The sequence below is a fragment of the Pseudoalteromonas sp. S558 genome (assembly GCF_005886635.1).
Lineage (GTDB): Bacteria > Pseudomonadota > Gammaproteobacteria > Enterobacterales > Alteromonadaceae > Pseudoalteromonas > Pseudoalteromonas aliena.
This window is the reverse complement of record NZ_PNDU01000079.1, coordinates 1-22,774: the sequence shown is the minus strand read 5'-3', so window position 1 is coordinate 22,774 and position 22,774 is coordinate 1. Positions and strand designations below refer to the sequence as shown.

The 22,774-nt window shown below is 38.8% G+C and carries 22 protein-coding genes; 15 read left to right on the top strand and 7 right to left on the bottom strand.

All coding sequences use genetic code 11. The features are described from left to right. Positions 1–7: 7 nt before the first annotated feature. The 10 genes from cyoE (at position 8) to CWB66_RS06370 (ending at position 10,198) form a co-directional block, all read left to right on the top strand. Complete coding sequence (gene cyoE / locus CWB66_RS06415) at positions 8–937, top strand: heme o synthase (protein ID WP_138584722.1); 930 nt, start codon at positions 8–10, stop codon at positions 935–937. Further along, positions 934–1,551, top strand: coding sequence for an SCO family protein (locus CWB66_RS06410; RefSeq protein WP_138584721.1), 618 nt, complete (start codon positions 934–936; stop codon positions 1,549–1,551). The genes cyoE and CWB66_RS06410 overlap by 4 nt, the downstream gene beginning before the upstream one ends. A 152-nt stretch (positions 1,552–1,703) precedes the next feature. Continuing rightward, positions 1,704–1,976: an STAS domain-containing protein gene (locus tag CWB66_RS06405; RefSeq protein ID WP_138584720.1), complete on the top strand. Its 273-nt coding sequence runs from the start codon at positions 1,704–1,706 to the stop codon at positions 1,974–1,976. Positions 1,977–1,984: 8 nt separating this feature from the next. Continuing rightward, positions 1,985–2,347, top strand: coding sequence for a response regulator (locus tag CWB66_RS06400; RefSeq protein WP_138584719.1), 363 nt, complete (start codon positions 1,985–1,987; stop codon positions 2,345–2,347). Between the two features lie 14 nt (positions 2,348–2,361). After that, positions 2,362–4,473: a chemotaxis protein CheA gene (locus tag CWB66_RS06395; protein ID WP_138584718.1), complete on the top strand. Its 2,112-nt coding sequence runs from the start codon at positions 2,362–2,364 to the stop codon at positions 4,471–4,473. Continuing rightward, positions 4,470–4,955, top strand: coding sequence for a chemotaxis protein CheW (locus tag CWB66_RS06390; RefSeq protein WP_138584717.1), 486 nt, complete (start codon positions 4,470–4,472; stop codon positions 4,953–4,955). The genes CWB66_RS06395 and CWB66_RS06390 overlap by 4 nt, the downstream gene beginning before the upstream one ends. A gap of 53 nt (positions 4,956–5,008) precedes the next feature. Next, positions 5,009–7,705, top strand: coding sequence for a methyl-accepting chemotaxis protein (locus CWB66_RS06385; protein WP_138584716.1), 2,697 nt, complete (start codon positions 5,009–5,011; stop codon positions 7,703–7,705). Between the two features lie 21 nt (positions 7,706–7,726). Beyond that, complete coding sequence (locus CWB66_RS06380) at positions 7,727–8,551, top strand: CheR family methyltransferase (RefSeq protein WP_138584715.1); 825 nt, start codon at positions 7,727–7,729, stop codon at positions 8,549–8,551. Beyond that, a complete protein-coding gene (cheD, locus tag CWB66_RS06375; RefSeq protein ID WP_138584714.1) occupies positions 8,541–9,158 on the top strand; it encodes a chemoreceptor glutamine deamidase CheD in 618 nt (205 codons plus the stop codon). The genes CWB66_RS06380 and cheD overlap by 11 nt, the downstream gene beginning before the upstream one ends. A gap of 8 nt (positions 9,159–9,166) precedes the next feature. Beyond that, positions 9,167–10,198, top strand: coding sequence for a protein-glutamate methylesterase/protein-glutamine glutaminase (locus CWB66_RS06370; RefSeq protein ID WP_138584713.1), 1,032 nt, complete (start codon positions 9,167–9,169; stop codon positions 10,196–10,198). 225 nt (positions 10,199–10,423) lie between these two features. Here the strand turns inward: CWB66_RS06370 and CWB66_RS06365 are convergent, their stop codons facing one another. Further along, positions 10,424–11,449 (bottom strand): polysaccharide deacetylase family protein, encoded by a 1,026-nt coding sequence (locus CWB66_RS06365; RefSeq protein ID WP_077536360.1) that lies wholly within the window; start codon positions 11,447–11,449, stop codon positions 10,424–10,426. On the opposite strand from CWB66_RS06365, the gene dinF reads away from it, so the two are divergent. Beyond that, complete coding sequence (dinF, locus tag CWB66_RS06360; RefSeq protein ID WP_138584712.1) at positions 11,429–12,763, top strand: MATE family efflux transporter DinF; 1,335 nt, start codon at positions 11,429–11,431, stop codon at positions 12,761–12,763. The two genes, CWB66_RS06365 and dinF, sit on opposite strands and share 21 nt — an antisense overlap. A gap of 13 nt (positions 12,764–12,776) precedes the next feature. Here dinF and CWB66_RS22620 read toward each other — a convergent pair whose 3' ends face one another. After that, complete coding sequence (locus tag CWB66_RS22620) at positions 12,777–13,046, bottom strand: hypothetical protein (RefSeq protein ID WP_138584711.1); 270 nt, start codon at positions 13,044–13,046, stop codon at positions 12,777–12,779. A gap of 9 nt (positions 13,047–13,055) precedes the next feature. Next, positions 13,056–13,631: a Fe-S biogenesis protein NfuA gene (gene nfuA / locus CWB66_RS06350; RefSeq protein WP_077536357.1), complete on the bottom strand. Its 576-nt coding sequence runs from the start codon at positions 13,629–13,631 to the stop codon at positions 13,056–13,058. 170 nt (positions 13,632–13,801) lie between these two features. Between nfuA and CWB66_RS06345 the strand changes: the two genes are divergently transcribed. Continuing rightward, entirely contained in the window at positions 13,802–16,330 is a 2,529-nt protein-coding gene (locus tag CWB66_RS06345) for a M14 metallopeptidase family protein (protein ID WP_502705286.1), read from the top strand. Between the two features lie 13 nt (positions 16,331–16,343). On the opposite strand, the gene CWB66_RS06340 is transcribed toward CWB66_RS06345, so the two are convergent. Further along, positions 16,344–17,021, bottom strand: coding sequence for a ComF family protein (locus CWB66_RS06340; protein ID WP_138584731.1), 678 nt, complete (start codon positions 17,019–17,021; stop codon positions 16,344–16,346). 74 nt (positions 17,022–17,095) lie between these two features. Between CWB66_RS06340 and bioH the strand changes: the two genes are divergently transcribed. From bioH to CWB66_RS06325, 3 genes are all read left to right on the top strand, one after another. Further along, positions 17,096–17,833 (top strand): pimeloyl-ACP methyl ester esterase BioH, encoded by a 738-nt coding sequence (gene bioH / locus CWB66_RS06335; protein ID WP_138584709.1) that lies wholly within the window; start codon positions 17,096–17,098, stop codon positions 17,831–17,833. A gap of 90 nt (positions 17,834–17,923) precedes the next feature. Further along, complete coding sequence (locus CWB66_RS06330) at positions 17,924–18,232, top strand: hypothetical protein (protein ID WP_138584708.1); 309 nt, start codon at positions 17,924–17,926, stop codon at positions 18,230–18,232. Between the two features lie 3 nt (positions 18,233–18,235). Next, positions 18,236–19,090, top strand: coding sequence for a putative metalloprotease CJM1_0395 family protein (locus tag CWB66_RS06325; RefSeq protein ID WP_077536354.1), 855 nt, complete (start codon positions 18,236–18,238; stop codon positions 19,088–19,090). A 69-nt stretch (positions 19,091–19,159) separates the two neighbouring features. On the opposite strand, the gene CWB66_RS06320 is transcribed toward CWB66_RS06325, so the two are convergent. The 3 genes from CWB66_RS06320 to CWB66_RS06310 all read right to left on the bottom strand — a co-directional run bounded on the left by CWB66_RS06320 (position 19,160) and on the right by CWB66_RS06310 (position 22,596). Further along, positions 19,160–21,484 carry a Tex family protein gene (locus tag CWB66_RS06320; RefSeq protein WP_077536353.1) on the bottom strand — a complete coding sequence of 775 codons (2,325 nt, stop codon included), beginning with the start codon at positions 21,482–21,484 and terminating at the stop codon, positions 19,160–19,162. Positions 21,485–21,652: 168 nt separating this feature from the next. Then, on the bottom strand, positions 21,653–22,234 hold the full coding sequence (locus CWB66_RS06315; RefSeq protein ID WP_138584707.1) for a CBS domain-containing protein: 582 nt from the start codon (positions 22,232–22,234) through the stop codon (positions 21,653–21,655). 50 nt (positions 22,235–22,284) lie between these two features. After that, on the bottom strand, positions 22,285–22,596 hold the full coding sequence (locus tag CWB66_RS06310; RefSeq protein WP_138584706.1) for a hypothetical protein: 312 nt from the start codon (positions 22,594–22,596) through the stop codon (positions 22,285–22,287). Between the last annotated feature and the right edge of the window lie 178 nt (positions 22,597–22,774).

Genomic DNA, 22,774 nt, shown 5'->3' with positions numbered 1-22,774 from the left:
AAATGTTATGGCACTTACAATTGATAAAAAAGCAATACTACCCGCTAATACTCAGCCGTTGGCTTTACGCAGTTATAATTTGCTACAGGATTATTTGGCAATTAGTAAATTTAAAGTGGTAGCAATGCTTGTATTAACAGCTTGGGTTGGATTAGCACTAGCTCCGGATGTTGGGCGTGGTATAGCGGTACAATTTATTAGTTTGTTAGGCATAGGGCTACTTTCTGCAGCAGCTGCTGTTATTAATCATGTAGTTGACAGCGAGATAGATTCTAAAATGGCACGAACCCGTCACCGCCCAGTGGCTAAGGGGCGTTTAAGTAAAATGCACGCTCTTAGTTTTACGGCTGTTATTGGGGTGGCAGGCTTTATTATGTTGATGATTTGGGCCAATACTCTAACAGCTGTCTTAACGCTGTTTGCTTTGGTAGGGTATGCTTTTGTTTATACGTCATTTTTAAAGCGTGCAACACCACAGAATATTGTTATTGGAGGGTTAGCTGGTGCAATGCCACCATTGTTAGGTTGGGTATCAGAAACAAACCAAATGGCAGCCGCACCTTGGCTATTGGTGATGATTATATTTACGTGGACCCCACCACACTTTTGGGCACTGGCCATAGCGCGAAAAAGCGATTATGAACGCGCTAAAATACCTATGTTGCCGGTAACACACGGTATTGATTTTTGTAAAACGTGTGTGGTTGCTTACTCTGTTTTACTCGCTGTTGTTTGTGTACTGCCTTATTTAATTGGTATGTCGGGATTAATATATTTGATAGGCGCATGTGTATTAAATGCAGTATTTATTTATAAAGCAGTTAAGTTAAAAATTGCCGGAAATGATGAGATTGCAATGGATTTATTTCGTTTTTCGATTGTTCATTTAATGGTACTCTTTGTGGTCTTATTTATAGATAAATGGCTCCCTTTATGAAGCAGTTATGGCTTGGATTAATTGTTGTTTTAGCATTGTTTTTATCAGCATGTTCTAATGAGAATAGCCCTCCAGATGTTAATGCGTTGGTTTACGAAAAGGCAAAACCATTATCTGATTTTACGCTAAATGATCAGCATGGCGAATTGGTCACTAAACAGCAGTTTGTAGGTCAATGGAATTTAGTGTTTTTAGGTTATACAAGTTGCCCAGATATTTGCCCTTTAACACTGGCTAAGCTAAATGTGGTGTATAAAAATCTAAAAACGGATTATCCATTGCAAATTTGGTTTCTATCGGTTGATCCTAATCGAGATACATCTGCAAAGAGAAAGCAATATATAGATTATTTTAACCCTGATTTTTTAGCCGTATCTGGTGAGCATAAACATCTTTTTCCGGTAGTCAGAGAGCTTGGTTTAATTTATGCGATTAGCGATAGTAGCGAGTCCGAATATGCAGTAGATCATAGTGCCTCAGTCGCGATGGTTGACCAAAGTGGTGCACTAAGAGCTATATTCAAACCTGAATTTAAGCAAGGTAGTGTACCGCTCATTAACGCGACTCAGCTTACCGAAGAATTTACAAAAATAGCGAACTACTATAGAGACTAGTTTTTTACTTTTTACCAATTTTAAAGGGGCTTTATGCTCCTTTTTACGTTTTTTCACTTCAATTCAAAATTAATCATGCATTTTATGGCAATTTCATTAACTAGGTCTAAGCTTTTATTATGATCTGAATTAACAGGGAATGTGCTCATTAAATGTTAAAGCTTCCTAGCGAACTTGCCATCACACAAGTTGAAATACTGCATCAAGATTTACTACAAGAGCTTCATAGCAACGACGACATTTGCCTTGATATTAGCGATGTGATTTCTGCTGATACGGCTTCAATTCAACTTTTATGCGCTTTACAAAAACATCTACTCACCATACAGCATAAAATAATATGGGTAGGCAGTAGTGAGGCTTTAACACATACAATTAATCAGCTGGGATTAAGCCAGTACTTAATAATTGACAGTAAAGGTTAGGGGTGTATATGAAAAAAATTTTAGCGGTGGATGATTCTGCATCAATGCGTCAGATGGTGAGTTTTACTTTAAAAACCGCAGGGTTTGATGTAACTGAAGCAAAAGATGGTAGTGAGGCACTTGCTATAGCTAAACAGCAAGATTTTGATGCCGTCATTTCTGATGTGAATATGCCAATAATGGATGGGATTACATTAATCCGAGAGCTGCGTGCATTGCCTAATTATAAATTTACGCCGCTACTAATGCTAACTACAGAGTCTGGATTAGAAAAAAAAGTAGAAGGTAAAGCAGCTGGCGCGACTGGGTGGGTTGTTAAGCCATTTAATCCTGAGCAGCTGCTCGCGGTAATTAAAAAGGTTATTCGTTAGCAAAGGAGCACAGCGTGAGTATAGATTTAAGTCAATTTTTTGAAGTTTTCTTTGAAGAGAGTTTTGAAGGCCTAGATACCATGGAGGCTGAGCTTTTAAACTTGGTGCCTGGAGAGGAAGACTTAGAAACTATAAACACTATATTTAGAGCTGCTCACTCAATTAAAGGAGGAAGCGGGACCTTTGGCTTTAGCTCTGTTGCTGATTTCACTCATGTACTTGAAACACTATTAGATCAAATTCGCCAAGGAGAGCGAGAGCTTGGCACTGAACATGTTAATTTGTTACTCAAAGCAGTTGATTGTTTACGTGGATTGCTTGCTGCACTTCAAGCAGAGCAAGACCCTGATCTAACTGAGGCAGATTCCTTACGCATGCAATTTGAAAGCGTACTAGGAATGAAAAGCGATAGCCAAGAAAGCATATCTCAAAGCGAAAATCAAAAACCAGACAGCAATACCTACCAAATTGATTTTAAGCCTCATCATCATTTATTTAAAACAGGCAATGAGCCTCTATATATGATTGGTGAGCTTCAAGAGCTTGGCGACTTAGAAACGACCGTATTTTATGACGAAGTTCCTGATATTACAGATTTAAGCAGTGATGAATGTTTTTTACACTGGCGCTTTTTCTTAAATACAAGCCGTGATGAAAGCGCGATAAAAGAAGTTTTTGAATGGGTTGAAGATGACTCCGACATCACTATTGAACTATGTGGTGGCGTATTTACTGACGATGATCAAATATCAATAAGTAAAAATTCGAGTGATAATATACCCCAAGCTATTGAAACTGAAACATCAAAACCAGTAGTCGTAGTACCAACAAGCGTTAAATCGCCTAGCAATCCAATATCTCCAGCAGCAAGTACAAATAAAAAAACAGCAACAACCCCTGAATCTACTTCTATTCGTGTCGGTATTGATAAGGTTGATTCATTGATAAACATGGTTGGCGAACTCGTGATTACACAAGCCATGCTCAATCAACTGAGCGAGCAAGAAATTACGCCCGCGACTATCACGTCTTTGCAAGAAGGTTTAGCGCAACTAGCGCATAACACACGTGATTTACAAGAAAATGTAATGCGCATACGCATGCTCCCCATTAACTTTGTATTTAGTCGTTTTCCGCGTTTGGTCCGTGATATAGCGCAAAAGCTAAATAAACAGGTAGAGCTGAAGTTGATTGGAGAGCAAACTGAGCTTGATAAAACCGTGATGGAAAAAATATCAGATCCTATGGTGCATTTGGTTAGAAACTCGCTCGATCATGGTTTAGAGACGGTTGAGCAAAGAGTGCTTGCTGGAAAAGATCCTGTAGGCACGGTTACTTTAAATGCATTTCATCAAGGCGGTAATATTGTGATTGAGATAATGGATGATGGGCAAGGACTCAACACACAAAAAATTAGATCAAAAGCAATAAGTAACGGGTTAATTTCAGCAGATAACAGTCTTAGTGATGATGAAATTAATGAGCTTATTTTTATGCCAGGCTTTTCGACTATGGACAAAGTAAGTGATTTATCGGGTCGTGGTGTCGGCATGGATGTTGTAAAGCGAAATATTCAATCATTAAACGGCTCAGTAGAAGTAACATCTGCTCCAGGGGTTGGCTCTACATTTACGATTAGGTTACCCCTTACATTAGCTATTTTAGATGGTCAACTCGTTAAAGTGAGTCAGCATACTTATATTATTCCACTTATTTCGATTGTGGAGTCACTACAAATAGATATAGCAAAGGTGAGCCGAGTAGGTAAAAACCTCGATGTACTTAGACTTCGAGATGAATATATTCCGATTTTAAGACTCTACGATATTTTTAATCATAACAATGCGATTGAATCATTAGATAAAACTCTACTTGTGGTTGTTGAAACCGACAACCAAAAGGTAGGGTTACTTGTTGATGATTTACTGTCTCAACAGCAGGTGGTTATTAAAAGTTTAGAGGCTAATTACCACAAGGTTGATGGTGTATCAGGGGCAACAATTTTAGGCGATGGGCGCGTGTCATTAATTGTTGATATTAGTGGTTTGATAAAACTTTCAGGTTTGAAAAAACCAGGTAGCCAAGAGCTAAGCCTTGAACCAAGCGTCGCCCTGGAGGCGTTATGATTTCCGATCAAAACCAGCTAAGTAACCAATTAAACCTTCAGCAGCAACAAGGTATAAAGCAGTTTTTAACTTTTATGATGGCCGATGAAGAGTACGGTGTGGATATTTTAACAGTGCAAGAAATTCGGAGCTGGGAAGAAATTACAGTGCTACCTAATGCACCTGAGTTCGTAAAAGGCGTTATTAATTTACGTGGAACGATAGTTCCAATAATTGATTTACGATTACGCTTTGGATTACCAAGTACTGATTATGGCCCTTTAACCGTTGTTATTGTTGTCAAAATAAAATTTGAACAAGGTAGCAAAATTATAGGGATAACAGTGGATGCTGTTTCAGATGTTTACAGCATTGCAGAGCAAGATGCTAAAGCAGTACCAAATATATCTGACTCAAATAATTGTGAGTATGTAGCTGGTTTAGTCAATGTTGGTGAAAAGATGGTGGCATTAATTGACCTGCAAAAAACAATGAATATTTAGCCAAAGAATAGCTAAATAAAGTACTCAAAATAAACTTAAAGGTGGTGATGGGCATGGGATGGTTTAGTAATCCAAAGCAGTCAAAATCAAGTAATGATTTAATTGTAGATGCATTAAATAAGTCATTAGCTGTGATTGAGTTTGAACCTAGTGGTGCAATAATTACTGCTAATACTAACTTTCTAAACGTAATGGGGTATCGGTTAGAAGAGGTTCAAGGACGACACCACTCTTTATTTTTGAATGATGATGCACAAAGTGATAGCTATAAAAGCTTTTGGCAACGCTTACGCAATGGTGAGTTTATTTCAGATGAGTTTAAGCGTTTTGCTAAAAGCGGTAAAGAAGTTTGGATTCAGGCTACTTACAATCCAATTCTTGATTCGGAAGGTCAAGTACTTAAAGTCATTAAATTTGCTACAGATATCACCGAGCAAAAGCTTATATCGGCAAATGCTTCGGGACAGATTAATGCGATCAGCAAATCTCAAGCGGTCATTGAGTTCAACTTAGATGGCACTATTATTAACGCTAATGAAAATTTTTTAAATGCGCTTGGCTATAAGCTCAGTGAGATTGAAGGACAACACCATAGATTATTTGTTGAACCTGAATATGCAGATAGTGGTGAATATAAAGAATTTTGGGCAAAACTAGGCCGTGGGGAATTTGATTCTGGTGAATACTTAAGAATTGGTAAACATGGTAAAGAGGTATGGATACAAGCTTCTTACAACCCAATTTATGATATGAATGGTACACCATATAAAGTTATTAAATATGCATCTGACATTAGTGCACAAAAAGAATTAGAAAAGTCATCTCGAAAGGCCGCAGATTTAGCAAGCGCTCTCAAAGTATGCCAAGCAAGCGTAATGATTGCTGATAAAGATCTTAATATTGTATTTGTGAACGATCGAGTTCAAGAGATGCTTAAGGTCCGAGAAAAAGAACTGCAAACAGTATTACCGAGTTTCTCTGTTGATAATTTAGTCGGAACTTGTGTTGATGACTTTCATGAAAAAGCATCGCACCAACGCGAGTTATTAAAAAACTTAGAGAAACCGCACAAAGCTGAATTACGCTTAGCGGGGCTTGTTTTTACCTTGATTGCATCGCCTTGGATAAGCCACGAGGGAAAAAGGCTAGGCACTATAGTCGAGTGGGAAGATATTACAAACGACGTTGCAAAGGCGGAAGAAGAACGTAGAGCAGCACAAGAAAATCTACGTGTACGTCAAGCATTAGATACAGTAGCAACGAATACAATGATTGCAGATGTATCAAACGTTATTGTTTATATGAATGCTGCTGTTAGAAACATGATGAGTATTGCTGAAAAAGATTTACAAAAAGATTTACCTAATTTCGACAGTACAAATCTAATAAATCAGAACATTGACATATTCCACAAAAATCCAGCGCATCAGCAAAATCTACTTGCCAAATTAACAAATACTTATAGCACCGAAATTAAAGTGGGCGGACGCACATTTGGTTTAGTCGCTAACCCTATAATAACATCAGAGCAAGAAAAAATAGGCACAGTGGTTGAGTGGGAAGATAGAACCGCACAGGTTGCAATTGAAAAAGAAATTGCCCAGCTTATTGGTGCTGCTGGGAGTGGGGAACTAGATGCAAGAGTTATGGAGGAGGGGAAACAAGGGTTTTTCCTACGCTTGGCACAAGGGTTAAATAGCTTAGTAAAAATAGTCGACGATACAGTTGCAGACACAGGCAATATGCTCAGTGCAATGGCAAGTGGTGACTTATCAAAACGAATAGAAAAAGATTATAAAGGCTCATTTGATAAATTAAAACGTGATGCTAATGCAACGGCAGATAAGTTAACTGAAGTAATTAATCGTATAAATTCATCAGCAACGTTGGTAGCCAGTGGCGCAGAGGAAATATCACAGGGTAATACAGATTTAAGTCAGCGGACAGAAGAGCAAGCTTCCTCGTTAGAGGAAACAGCATCAAGCATGGAGGAAATGACCAGTACAGTTCGTCAAAATGCAGATAACGCCAAAGTTGCAAACGATCTAGCTGAAGAAACATGTGAAAAGGCGATTCAAGGCGGTGAAGTTGTTAATAAAGCAGTAATAAGTATGTCGGCTATTAATGAGTCGAGCAAAAAGATTGCAGATATTATTGGTGTAATTGATGAAATAGCATTTCAAACTAACTTATTAGCGCTTAATGCTGCAGTTGAAGCGGCAAGAGCGGGTGAGCAAGGGCGTGGTTTTGCAGTGGTTGCTGGTGAGGTACGAAACTTAGCGCAACGCTCTGCAGGTGCAGCGAAAGAAATTAAAGAGTTAATAAGAGATAGTGTAGGTAAAGTGGCCGATGGTTCTCAATTAGTGAATGAGTCAGGCGCGACGCTAAAAGAAATTGTTGTATCGGTACAACGAGTCACGCAAATGATTTCTGATATTACAGAAGCATCTGAAGAGCAAAGTGCTGGTATTGAACAGGTTAATAAAGCTATTTCTCAAATGGATGAAATGACGCAACAAAATGCAGCTCTAGTAGAGCAAGCTTCTGCAGCTGGTGAGTCGATGGCTGAACAAGCTAATGAGATGCGCCGCTTACTTAATTTTTTCTCATTAGGTCAGCAAGATATGGCAATCATTTCGCCGACTGTGCGAACACCTGAATTATCCCATAAACCACAAAGTAGCTTTATTCGAAGTACACCCAGAGGCGATAACTTTGTTGATTCAGCTGATGAGTGGGAAGAGTTTTAACAGCTTTACTGAGAGCGAATAATGAAAGAGTTTTTATGTACGGATCGCGACTTTAAAGAGATTGCTAGTTTAGTTTATGACGCATGCGGTATTGTTTTAGGTGATCATAAACGTGAAATGGTTTACTCACGTTTAGCAAGGCGTATTAGAGAGCGAAAGCTAAATAATTTTGAAGCTTATTTAGAATACTTAAAGAGTAATAAAGATCAGGAGTTTGATGCATTTATTAATGCAATAACAACTAACTTAACGTCTTTTTTTCGTGAGATACATCACTTTGAATTTATTAGAACCCAGCTTATACCTGATCTTCTAAAAGCAAATAAGCAAAGTAAGCGAGTAAGAATTTGGTCTGCTGGTTGTTCAACAGGTGAAGAGCCTTACAGCTTGGCGATGACAATATATAACGCATTTCCAAGTACTTGGGACGTAAAAATATTAGCCACAGATTTGGATTCTAACGTACTGGAGAAAGCACAAAAGGGTATTTATACAGCTGCTAATGTGAATGGATTAGAACCGGCGCAACTTAAGCGTTGGTTTTTAACGAGTAAAGACGGTGAAAGCTATAAAGTTAAAGATAAACTACAAGAATCTATCTCATTTAAGCGCTTAAATTTGTTGCAAGACTGGCCTATGAAAGGGTCGTTCGATCTTATTTTATGTCGAAATGTTGTTATTTATTTTGATAAAGAAACAAAAGATCAGCTTTTTCAGCGCTACGCTAACATACTAAATTCGCAAGGTTATTTGTTTTTGGGTCACTCAGAGAGTATGGGTAAAGAGCATTCGCAATTTAAAAATTTAGGAAAAACTATGTACCAAAAGAGCACGGATGCACGCTGAACTTAGGCCCGTATTACCTAGCTTTGAGCACATAAAGCGATATTGGGATTCAGGCAGAGACAGTGTTGTTGCTAAGGTGCTTCCGGGGGAATTTTATGTTTCTAAAAATAACGAGCTTATTTCTACCGTGTTGGGGTCGTGCATTGCTGCCTGTGTTTATGATGAGAGCTTGGGAATTGGAGGGATGAACCATTTTATGCTTCCTATTCAGAAAGACACAGATCTGAAAAATGCGCATAGTTTGAGTTGCCGATACGGTAACTGGGCTATGGAGTACCTTATAAATGAGGTGTTAAAAAATGGAGCGTCTCGCCATAACTTAAAAATAAAATTGTTTGGGGGCGGTAAAATTATCAGTGCGATGACTGATATTGGACTGGGAAATATTAGTTTTGCAATGGCTTATATTGAAGAGGAAGCGTTAAATTTAGTTGCTCATGATATGGGTGGGCCATGGCCTCGAAAAATATTTTTTCATCCACATACCGGTAAAGTTTATATGAAAAAATTAAGAAATTTACATAACAACACGATTGAAAAACGCGAAGTACGTTATTTGCAAAACCTTAAAAAGCAAGAAGTAACAACAGATATAGAGCTGTTTTAGGAGTATGCATGATTAAAGTATTGATAATAGATGATTCTCCTCTAATTAGGCGTTTACTCACAGAGATATTACAGCAGGCTAAAGATATCACGGTAGTTGGTAGTGCTGAGGACCCTTACGAAGCACGCGAAATGATAAAAAAACTCAACCCCGATGTGCTAACGCTTGACGTAGAAATGCCAAAAATGGATGGTATTAGTTTTTTAAAAAACCTAATGCGATTAAGGCCTATGCCTGTAGTGATGATCTCTACGTTAACCCAAAAAGGCTCTCCTATCACATTAGAAGCATTAGAATTAGGGGCTATTGATTTTATAGCTAAACCTACCAACAATATAAAAGAGCAAATGAGCCAATACGCATCATTGGTTCAGCAAAAGGTGCGAGTAGCAGCCGGCGCAAGAGTAAGAAGCGCTAAAAAAGGAGTCATTATAAATGAGCCTATTCATGTTAATGCTCAATTTTCACTAAATAAAATAATAGCGATAGGTGCTTCAACCGGCGGTACAGAAGCGATAAAAGAAGTGCTGACTAAAATGCCCAAAAATTGCCCTCCGATTGTTATTACACAGCATATTCCGCCGGTGTTTAGTACTTCGTTTGCTGAGCGAATGAATCGTACATGCATAATAAATGTAAAAGAGGCTGAGCATGGCGATAAGCTGAATGCTGGTTGGGCGTATATAGCACCTGGAGGCTTTCATTTAAGCATTAAAAAGCAAGGCATAGGCTTGTATTGCCAGCTTGATGATAACGACCCTGTTAACAGGCACAAGCCTGCTGTAGATGTATTATTTAATTCATTAATCGAAATAGGAGCTAAAAATATAGTTGCCGCAATTCTTACCGGTATGGGGAGTGATGGCGCAAAAGGACTGCTTGCATTAAAACAAAATGGCGCTTACACCATAGCTCAGGATGAGTATTCATCTGTTGTGTGGGGGATGCCAAAAGCAGCTGTAGAATTAGATGCAGTTAATGAAGTAGTTGCTCTTGATAAAGTGGCTCAGAGTCTTTTAAAGCAGATTATTAAAAATTAACTTAGGCTAAAAAGCCTAAGTTATAATTCGCGCCAAATGCCATCAAAATGCAAAGTACTATGTTTTACAAGAGCTTAGGGCGTGTAATTTTGTAATAATACCAATCGGCATAAGTGTTTGAGCAACTTAATGAATTAAATCCCCCCATAATGTCGTTAAAATTTTTTATTTAGAACACTATTGCAAGTAAGCTCAACGTAGTTAGCGCTGAAAATAGCTGCTTTGTTATTGAATAACCCAAGGCTGAGAAAACCAGTAATAGCTGCTAGGGCTTTCAATAGAAGGCGCAGTGCAATTAAAGCGAGAGCGGCCCTTTTTAAGTGCTTGGGGTGACGTCACTTCAACCGTATTTTTATTTATCCAGTTTAAGTTTGCTTGGCCAATACTTGATACATAGCAGGCAAATTGTGTTTTGTGAAAACCACCCATTTTAAACTCAATAGTTAACTTGGGTGGATTGTTTTGCGTCACACTATCTTGGTAAGTTAAATTAGTAATGCTGAACGCTCGAGAATTAATTTTAGTTGTTAACGTCTCTAAATTGCTATAAAAACCAGAGGCAGGAAAACGTGGTAAACGACTGAAATTTGAGTCTTTACTTACCGCTCCAGAATGCTGTCCAATTCCAATAAAGCCAAGCTCAGTTATAAGGGTTTGCAGTTGATTACTAAATTCCCCATATGGGTAAGCTAAGTATTTGTAGTCTTGGCCAATTTCTTCTTTTATACGCTGTTGTGAGTGTAAAATATCTTGCTTAATACGTACTTTCCATTGCGTGGTGGTTTCATTTTCAAGCTTAATATGCAAATAATTGTGTTGAGCACTGTGGTTACTTATAAGCGCCCCTTTTTTACTTAATTCTTTAAGTTTATCCCAGCCCATCACATAGCTTTGACCTTCATCTATTAATTTGGGGTTTACAAAAATAGTATACGGGTAGCCAAATTGTTCTAAAATAGGTGCTGCTTCATCATAATTATTGTTGTAGCCATCATCAAAAGTGATCGCGATGGTTTTCTCAGGTAAGGTTTGCCCTTGTTGTAAAGCACTGAGTAATTTGTTTAGAGGAATAACGTTAAAGTTATTGTCTTTTAAATAATTTAAATGCTTTGTAAAAGTATCAGCGCTAACGCTAGTGACGGCTGGAAGGGTTTCACTAACATGATGGTATTGTAAAATAACGGCTGCTTGAGCGCGTAGAGATAAACTAATGAGAGTAAATAATACTAAATGAAACAATTTCTTATACATAATAAAGCACACCATAAAAGCTTGTTGTTGTTAGCCGGTCCGATGATACTATCAAACATCACAGTACCACTGTTAGGAATTGTTGATACTGCCGTTATTGGTCATTTAGGTAGCGCTCACTATTTAGCCGGTATTGCACTAGGCTCTGCTGTTATTTCTATTTTATTTTGGTTAGCAGGGTTTTTAAGAATGAGTACAACCGGCATGGTTGCTCAGGCCTACGGGAAAAATGATTTAACTCAATTAGCCGCCTTACTTAAGCGAAGCTTATTACTTGCAATCATTGTTGCTGTATTACTTATTGCTCTATCCCCATTAATAAAACACGCTATTGCATTTTTGTCTGCAGCTAATAGCGATGTACTCATTCAAGCGTACCAGTATTTCAGTATCCGTATTTTTAGTGCGCCTGCGGCTTTGTGTAATTTAGTGCTATTAGGCTGGATGCTAGGAGTACATTACGGCCGAGGACCCTTTTATTTATTATTAGTAACAAATATTGTAAATATAGTGCTCGATATTTATTTTGTAGTTTACCTAGATTGGGCGGTTGCTGGTGCTGCATGGGCATCACTTATTGCTGATTACACAGCACTCGTCTTTGCACTTTTTTTGGTTGTTAAGTTAGCTAAAAAACAAGCAATAGAATTAAGCGTACCGAATTGGTTTAGCTTTAAAAAAATGGCGGGTTTACTTAGTTTAAACCGTGATATTTTTATTCGCTCTTTAGTACTGCAATTGTGTTTTAGCTTTATGACTTTTTACGGCGCCCGAATTGGCGAAACGACGCTTGCGGCTAATGCCGTGCTGCTTAATTTTTTAATGTTAGTCAGTTTCGCTCTAGATGGTATTGCATATGCCAGTGAGGCAAAAGTAGGGCAAGCAAAAGGTCAAAAAAGCGTATATAACATAGAGCTCTGGGTTAAAATTAGTGTATTTTGGGGGATGTTATTTGGTTTATTATATAGCTTGTTTTTTGCAGTTTTTGGCGCTCAAATTATTACGCTTTTAACCAATGTACCAGAGGTTATTAATGAGGCCACACGTTATCTACCATGGATAATTGCATTGCCCTTACTTGCTATGAGCTGTTTTTTGTTTGATGGTATTTTTGTCGGCTTAACACGTGCAAAAGATATGCGAAATAGTATGCTACTTTCAGCTACGGTAGGGTTTTTTGGAGTGTTTTGGGTCTTTAGTGAGTTACAAAATAATGGGTTATGGCTAGCTATGAGCATTTTTATGTTAATGCGAGGCATAACTTTAATTATTAAATATCAAAGACTCAAAGCAAATAGCCAGTTGCTAGATTAAGTGCGATGGTGGGCTATTTCCATAAATCGGGATCGTTACTCTGAGGGCCTATATTTTTAATGACCTGAGAAAATCGATTAGCAAAAATACCGCAGTAGCCCCAACCGGCAAAAAATAATGCGGGGACTAAAATTACCACGCCAATTATTTGTAAACTGTAATGGGTATAGTACCCAATGCATATTAATATTACGGCTAGCACAAACAGTGCTAGGCCGCGAAAAAAGCGCGCTAAACTAAGCTTAGGATTGCTTCCTAAGCGGTAGATGAGTGGCTTTAGCATTTATAGGGCTTAATAGTAAGAATGATCGCCTGCTTCGTGATCAGTGATATCGGCAACACCGGTTATCTCTTCAAACTTAGCTATCATTTCTTTTTCAATGCCCTCTTTTAGTGTTACGTCGATCATAGAACAACCGTTACAACCACCACCAAACTGAAGGACAGCAATACCAGCTGCTGTAATCTCTACTAGGCTTACTTGGCCACCGTGGTTAGCCAGTTGCGGGTTTACTTCAGTTTCTAGCATATGTTGTACGCGTTCATTTAATGATGCGTCATCACCAATTTTACGAGCTTTAGCATTAGGTGCTTTTAGAGTCAGCTGGGTGCCCATTTTGTCAGTAACAAAATCAATTTCAGCTTCTTCTAAAAATGGAGCACTTTCTGCATCTACAACGGCATCAAAACCATTAAAATTTAGACGAATATCGCTGGCTTCAACAGCGTCTTCTGGACAATAAGACACACCACATTCCGCTTGTGATGAACCAGGGTTTACAACAAAAACACGAATATTGGTTTGTTGTGATTGATCTGCTAATAGTTTAGCAAAATGCGCTTGCGCTGTTTCGGAAATAGAAATCATAAAAAACGGCTTTATACCTGACTAAATTACTCGGATACTGCATATCATACTCCGCTCATCGTGTTGCGGCTAGTGTTGAGCGTAAAAAGTTGGCATCTATTTTAAGCAGTGGTAGCGTGCTATTAACAAACATTTTTAGAGTGATTTATATGCGGTTCATGTTAGCAGTAATGATGGTACTAGTTAGCTTTTCAAGTGTAGCTAAGCCTCTTTCTTATTATTTTGAGCAAGATACACAATTTGATCCTACAATCCCAACGCCCGAAGAAGTACTTGGTTATCAAGTGGGAGAGTGGCATGTGAGGCACGATCAGTTAGTGCGCTATATGGAAGTACTTGCTGATAAAAGCGACCGTATAAATTTTGAAATCATTGGCTATACTCACGAGCAACGTCCATTGGTTATGTTAACGATTACCGCAGCTAATCAGTTACCAAACATCGAAAAAACTCGCCAAGCGCATCTGGCACGCTTGAGTAATAAAAGTAGTAAAACCAAAGATCAACCTGCTGTAGTGTGGATGGGTTATAGCGTACACGGCAATGAATCATCAGGGAGTAACGCTTCATTGCTGGTGGCTTATTATTTAGCTGCAGCTCAAGGTGCTGAAATAGATCAGCTATTAAATAATACCGTTATTTTACTCGACCCTTCGCTTAACCCGGATGGCTTAGCGCGCTTTGCTAATTGGGCAAACAGTAATCGCGGGATGAACTTATCAAGTGACCCTAAAACCCGTGAGCATGTTGAAAATTGGCCAAGTAGCCGGACCAATCATTATTGGTTTGATTTAAATCGTGACTGGTTATTGCTGCAACATCCGGAGTCGCGAGCGCGTATTGCCAAGTTCCATCAGTGGAAGCCAAATATTTTAACTGATTTTCATGAGATGGGCCCAAATAGTAGTTATTTTTTTCAGCCAGGTATTCCAAGTCGTAAACACCCAATAACACCGGATGAAAATGTGACTTTAACGAAAGCAATTGCTAACTATCATGCAAAAACATTAGATGAAAACAACGCGCTTTATTTTACAGAAGAAAGTTTTGATGATTTTTATTACGGGAAAGGCTCAACCTATCCTGATGTAAATGGTGGAGTAGGCATTTTATTTGAACAAGCGAGTTCTCGTGGGCATATTCAAGAAACTATAAATGGACCTTTGAGCTTTCCTTTCACTATTAAAAATCAACTGTTAACTAGTTTATCTACCTTTAAGGCAGCAGTTGATAACCGCCAAGCATTACTTAATTACCAGGCTAAGTTTTACAATCAAGCTACTGATTTAGCCAGCGATGAAAACTATGAAGGCTATGTTGTTGAAGGTGCAAGCGACAACACCCGTATTAAGCACTTTTTAGAGCTCTTAAAGCAACATCAAATTAATGCTTACCCGCTTACTAAACCACTAAAAGCAAATGGTAACATTTTTACGACTAATAGTTACTTTGTACCATTAGCGCAGCCGCAATACCGCTTAGTAAAAGCTATTTTTAGTGAACAAAAAAACTTTGTAGATAACACATTCTATGATGTTTCGGGTTGGACTCTAGCGCACGCATTTAATTTGCCATTCACTAGAGTTAAAAGTAATTGGGGTTTAAATATTGCAGATGCAGCATGGAATAACGCGGTAAAAACATCTTTTTCTGAATTAAAAAATGGTTATGCCTTTGGTTTTGCTTGGGATGATTATTTAGCCCCTAAAATGCTAAATAGTTTACTTCAGCAAGGTATTAAAGCTCGTGTAGCACTTAGTTCGTTAACTGCTAAATCAACATCGGGAGAGGTAAGCTTTGAGCCTGGCAGTATTATTATACCTGCAGGGTTACAAAAAAATATCGACTGGGTTGCTCAGCTTAATAAAGCGCAAAATGAGTTTGGTATTGCAATTAAGCCAATTATTTCAGGTTTAACAAGTAAAGGAGCCGATTTAGGTTCACGCTCAATGGCTGTTGTTAGTGCTCCAAAAGTACTGCTTATTGGCGGGCAAGGCGCGAGCCAGTACGAAGTAGGAGAAGTGTGGTATTACCTAGATCGCTTTGTTGGCGTAGCGCCTACAATTGTTGAAATGAACCGCTTAGGCTCTCTTGAATTAAGTAACTATAGTCATATTGTGCTTGCTCATGGCAATTACGGCAGTTTATCTGACGCTGACAAAGTGGCAATTAAAAGCTGGGTAAGAAAAGGTGGCGTTATTTGGGGTCATAAAGGTGGCGCTAAATTTTTAGCCGATCAGCAATTACTCAAAGCAAGCTATTTATCACGACAAGATGTAGCCAGCGCATTTAAGACGACAGGTTTAAGTTATGGCGATAAAGATCATTTAGCTGGGCGTCAGCGCATTGCAGGTGCTATTTTTAATACTAATGTAGATTTAACTCATCCACTCACATTTTCGCTTAAGCGCAATACATTGCCCGTATTCAAAAACAGTACCTGGTTGCTAGAAGCTTCCGATGCGCCGTTCGTAAATGTACTTACCTATACTAAAACCCCATTGCTAGCGGGTTTTGCCGATGCTGTTAATGTTGAGCAAGTTACTGGCGGAGCTGGTTTAATTGCTCATTCATACGGGCGAGGCACAGTGATAGGTATGACCGACGACCCTGTATTTAGAGGTTACTGGTATGGAACTAGTCGACTACTAAGCAACGCTTTATTTTTTGGTCATACGTTTCGTGCAAATGGCGAATAATACTTTTTAATAATTAAATAGGCGTTAAGCAAGTTGTAAAAGCCCACACTTGTTTAGCGCCTGCTTGTTTTAGTGTATTAGTTGCTGCGTTTAATGTTGCACCTGTTGTCATCACATCATCAATAATAGCGACTGTTTTACCACTGATATCCGCTGTACAAATAAACGCATCTTTTAAGTTTTTAATGCGTTTTGCTTTTGATAGCTCTGATTGCGCTTGGGTTTTTTTACTGCGAATAAGTACGTTACTCAATGGCGCGTAATTAGCTAAGCATGGATGCCATACTTGGCTTACTTGGTTAAATCCACGATTTAAAAAGCGGCTTGTGTGTAGCGGTAAAATTATAAACATATCGGGTAATAAAGGATGATGATCAAAAAAATGTATCAGTTGCCTTTTAATAACTTGTCGCAGTGCCTTTTTATAATAAATTTGATTATTAAATTTAAGTTGTTTAAGCCATAGCTCAAACGGAGATTGATAAAATGCACATGCGAATAATTTATCGAATTCGCAATTAGGAAACATCTGTGCAATATCAGGGCGATTGAGTAAATTAGCGTGAATACTTAGATCAAACAATGGTAAGTCTGCTAAGCAGTAATCGCACAACCCTAAATGTGTATTAATGATGTTTTCACACTGCACACAAGAAGAGGGAAACAGCCAGTCAAAAATAGTATTCGTCATTGCTTTAAACCACACATTGCAATCACCTTCCTAATCGTTATTATGAGCTTAAGTTTGGTTAAGATTATGCGAATATGCAAAACGAGTTAGTATTATTACATGGTTGGGGAATGAACCAAGGGGTGTGGCAGTTGATCCAGCCAGAACTTGAGTTTTTATATTCAGGGGGGGTACGCAGCCTTGATTTACCCGGATTTGGCAACAGCGCTACTTGCCCAAGCCCCTATACATTGCACGATGCTGCAGCACTTTTAAGTGAGGAACTAAAGCCACAATCAATTTTAATGGGCTGGTCATTAGGTGGCTTATTTGCTTTATACATTGCTAAGCATTGGCCTGACAAAGTATCGAAAATAATATTAGTGGCATCAACACCATTTTTTGCAGAACAAGCACATTGGCCTGGTATTAAAGCTAATGTGCTGGATCAATTTAAAGAGCAGTTAGTTAATCACCGAGAAAAAACCATAGAGCGCTTTTTAGCTATTCAAGCTATGGGAAGTGAGTCAGCACGGGAAGATATAAAGCAACTTAAGCAATTACTAAATAAGTACAGCGCTCCTAATACTGAAGCGCTTATTGCTGGTTTAGATATTTTGCAAAACGAAGACTTACGTGACTTATTCACTCGTTGTCCGGTTTCTATTAAAGCAATATTTGGGCGTTTAGATGCACTAGTGCCGTATCGAGCGATCGCAGAAATGTTAGTACTAAATCCTGAGTTTGAATACGAAGTACTCGATAAAGCATCGCATGCCCCATTTATTTCTCATAAAAAAGAATTTTTATCTATTGCTAAATCAATGCTTTAAAATTGAACTAAAAATAGCACCGTTTAAAGCTTTATTTTGTGCATAACCTGAGCGATAATTAGACAATGTTTATTTGGTGGAGGTTTTAATATGCCAATCGGATCTGTATTTAATAACGGTGTTGAAGGGTTTAATCGTGCTAGCCAAGGTATTGAAAAAGCCAGTGCTGAGATTAATCGAGCCACTATTGAACAGCAAGACGATGCGCAACTAGCGCAGCAGCGTCAGCTTACTGCGGCACGTCCTGAAGAAGCCATAACAGCTCCAGTAGCACAGCCAGCTCGTATTGATGAAGCACTCGTTAACTTAAAAGTTGAGGAGTTTAACGCTAAGGCGAATACGCAATCAATTCAAACGGCTGATGATGTACTGGGTACATTAATTGATATTAAAGTTTAGTTTATGAATATTGTCACGCCATTTCCGTCTATCAATATAAACACTGCAAATGTTTATACGGAAACCGCACGGCGTGACAACCAACTGCGAGAAGTTATACCAGCCCCTGCACCAAATAGTGCGAGTAATACAGAAACCAAAGCGCAAAGTGACGCTGAAAAAGCAAAGCTACCTGGCGGAAGTGATGGTGCAACGTATGACGCAACCGGAAAAGTTACAGACGAAAAATCAGTTCAGCAACGTGATGGAAACTCTGAGAACCCTGATGGCTCTGAGCAAGAAAGCGATTCAAGCGAGCAAAAAGAATCTGAGCAAGAAGAGCAGCAGTTAGAGCAAGAACAATTACAAATTAAAGAACTTAAGGCTCGAGATACAGAGGTAAGAATACACGAGCAAGCACATGCGTCTGTTGGCGGCCAGTATGCTGGCTCACCAAGTTATGAATATCAACGTGGTCCCGATGGCTCTAACTACGCGGTTGGCGGGGAAGTGCAAATAGATGTATCGGAAATACCCGGCGATCCACAGGCGACTATTGATAAAATGCAGACGGTGCGCGCAGCAGCGCTTGCGCCTGCAGAGCCTTCAGGAGCTGATCGTTCAATTGCCGCAGACGCTACGCAAAAGTTAGCAGCAGCCCAAGCAGAACTTGCACAACCAAAAAGTGAAAATGACGAAAAAACAAAAAATACAGCAAAGGCTTCATTTTCTAGTAATGAGAATAACGACGCTGAAATAACCAAAAGTGATGAACCTACTCGCAATGTAGATGTTGAAGCACGTGCAGGGCGTATTGCAAACTTTTATCAAATGGCCACTTCTCCCGCGAGTCAAAGTAGTTTTTCAGCGTTAAGTTAATAATTAACCACAAAAAAACCGCTTACGCGGTTTTTTTGTTTTAGTAATAATTCATCAGTAGTACGAGTATTATTTTTTCACTTTAGCGTTAGCAAATGCATCAGCAAACGCATTTCCCATTAAGGCGTTACCGTTGTCACGTTTTGTCTTGGCAGCTCGAGGTTGTGAATTATTAGTACGTGTTTGTGGCTTTTGCGAAGCTGTTGGTTTATTGCTGCTAGTATCAATATCGTCATCTAAGCGCATAGTAAAGCTTATACGCTTACGAGAAGCATCAACTTCGACTACTTTAACTTTTACAATATCGCCAGCTTTAACTACTTCACGCGGATCGGATATAAATTTATTAGTAATTGCAGAAATATGCACTAAACCATCTTGATGAACACCTACATCAACAAATGCACCAAAATTGGCAACGTTAGAAACTACACCTTCCAAAATCATACCAGGCTTTAGATCGCTAATTTTTTCAACGCCAGCTTTAAACTCAGCTGTTTTGAATTCAGGGCGAGGATCTCGACCGGGCTTATCAAGTTCAGTAATAATATCGGTAACCGTTGGTAGACCAAATTTTTCGTCAGTGTAGTCGTTGGCTGCAAGTTTTGTTAAAAAATCACTATTGCCAATTAAGCTATTTACATCAACACTATTATGCTCACAAATACGCTTAACAATTGGGTAAGCTTCAGGGTGTACTGATGAGTTATCTAGCGGATCGCTACCATTATTAATACGTAAAAAACCTGCGGCTTGTTCAAATGCTTTTGGCCCTAAACGCTCTACTTTTTTAAGCTCACTACGTTTAGTAAATGAACCGTTAGTATCACGATAATTTACAATATTCTGCGCTAAGGTTTTGTTTAAACCAGAAACACGTGTAAGCAATGGTACAGACGCCATATTTAAATCTACGCCAACTGAGTTTACACAATCTTCTACAACAGAAATAAGGCTTTGCCCTAATTGGCTTTGCGATACATCGTGTTGGTATTGGCCAACACCAATTGATTTTGGCTCAATTTTAACAAGTTCAGCAAGAGGATCTTGAAGGCGGCGCGCAATAGAGACAGCCCCTCGTAAAGAAACGTCTAAATCAGGGAATTCATTAGCGGCAAATTCAGATGCCGAATATACCGATGCACCGGCTTCGCTCACCATAATTTTATTAAGTTTAAGTTCTGTGTTTGCTTTCATCAGCTCTGCAACTAGCTTATCGGACTCGCGTGATGCAGTGCCGTTACCAATCGCAATTAACTCAACCTTATGTTGGCGACAAAGCTGCTCTAACGTACGCAACGATTTATCCCAGTGGTTTTGCGGTGCATGCGGGAAAATAGTTTGTGTGGTGATTAGCTTACCTGTGCTATCTACAATCGCAATTTTACAACCAGTACGCAGGCCTGGATCAAGTCCAAGCGTAGTGCGTGGACCCGCAGGGGCTGCCATGAGTAAATCTTTTAAGTTTTTAGCAAATACATCAATTGCGCCAGTTTCGGCTTTTTCACGCATAGCTGCAAAAAATTCATTTTCTAGGTGCAACCCTAGCTTAATTTTCCATGCCCATTGGACAACGCTTAAAAGCCAAGGACTTGCCGCTTTATATTTAATATCTAAACGGTAATGCTCAGCAATCATGTTAGCGCATAATTGAGCTGAGTTTTCAGCACTCGGCTCAGGGTTAACATTTAGCTGTAGTATGCCTTCATTGCGAGCTCTGAGCATTGCAAGCGCACGGTGTGAAGGAACTTTTTTTAGAAGTTCTTGGTGCTCAAAATAGTCGCGATATTTTGCGCCAGCTTGTTCTTGGCCTTTAATTAGCGTGCTCTCAATCGCCCCATTTTGGCTAATATGGCTTCTAAATTTAGCGAGTAGCTTAGCGTCTTCCGCAAAGCGTTCCATTAAAATAAATTTAGCACCATCAAGAACTGCTTTTATATCAGCAAAGCTTTTCTCTGCATTGATAAATTGCTCAGCTTGTTGCTCAGGATCTAGATTAGGGTTTTTAAAGAGCGCATCGGCAAGTGGCTCTAAACCAGCTTCAATTGCTATTTGGCCTTTAGTGCGTCGCTTTGCTTTATATGGGAGATATAAATCTTCAAGCTCAGTTTTACTTTGGGCAGTAGTAATATCAGCCTTTAGCTCAGCGGTTAATTTATTTTGAGATTCGATAGTTGATAAAATAAAGCTACGGCGTTCTTCAAGTTCACGTAGGTAGGATAAACGCTGCTCTAAAAGGCGTAATTGGGTGTCATCTAAACCACCGGTTACTTCTTTTCGGTAACGGGCAATAAAAGGAACTGTCGCGCCTTCATCAAGTAACTTTGTTGCAGCAACAACTTGGTGTTGCTGTGCATTTAGCTCACCGGCTAAACGTGCAGAGATATCGCTCATGCAAAAACCTTTTTAAACAAAAATAAGACCAGTTAACGTAGTTAACTGATACGGCTAATTGCTTGAATAATATCACAGGAGGTTGTAATAAAAAGCTCTTAAAGCAAGCTATTTCACTTGCTTTAAGATGGTTGGCTTGGGGGGAGTATTATGCTGTCAAAAGGACCCTTAGTGAGGGTGCTCTATGTTTTCTAATACTTCACTGAATGAGTGAGCAATTGGGCTAATATGCAGTGGAATATGCAATGTTTTAGCAATTTGACGAGCCGAGATTAAGCCGCAAATTTCGTTATTAGCTGTAGTAACTAATAAGAACATAACACCTTGATGTTCCATAGTTTGCAGCGCATCACCAATACATGAGTAGCTTACGCTTTGCATGCTTACCCCCATCAACTGGCTGATGGGTGTCATTATATGGCGTAGACTAACTTCGCTACGGGGGGTATTTAAACGTTGGGCAATAATCGTAATTTTTGAGCTTTGCAAATCAGCGCTAGAAACAATGCCAACCAATTTATGAGTATCATCAGTGACCAAAATAAAATCAGACTGTTGGGCATTAATTTGCTTAAGTGCCGATTCAATTGTTGTTTCGTGTTGTGCACGGACAGGTATTTTTTGAGTAAAGCTGTTTACTACTTTTAGTGCTGGAGAGGTTAAATCAATTAATGGTTGCTCATCTACAAATGTGCTAGCAATAACGCCGTGAGAAATATTTTGAGTACGCAATTCTTTAAAGTTAGACATAATAGTCACCTTATTAGTTATAAAATTTAATCAATATTTAAAACAATGAGTTAAATTGAATAGCTAGGTGGTCCACGCTGATAAGCCGTGCTAAAAGGTCTGTCTAAAATTGAACTCTCGTAAAACGAGTGCGTGTCTTTAGGGAGTGGTTGAGGCGCCTTAAAGGAAGTAACATTAACGAAAGAATCTGCGTCAAGGTCTAGGTTTACTTGGTCAGGAACATCACAAGTAATAAAATGATTAGAGGTTGTTACATGATCTAAATTAGCTTCGGTAGCGTTGGCGTGCAGCGTTAAACTTACACCCATTAAAAGTGCAAACAATACGGCATTACTTAATATGCGCTGTACTACGTTTGACATAACGACGACCTTAACTAATCTCAAATTAAAACATCATAATTATACCAATTTTATTAAAAACATGATCATTCTAGTGTATTAAATAACTCACTAACTACGTTAAAAATTATTTATATAGAACAACTATGTATCATAATTTTAGCCTTGTTATTGAGCTATTTTCTTCTAGGAAAAAATC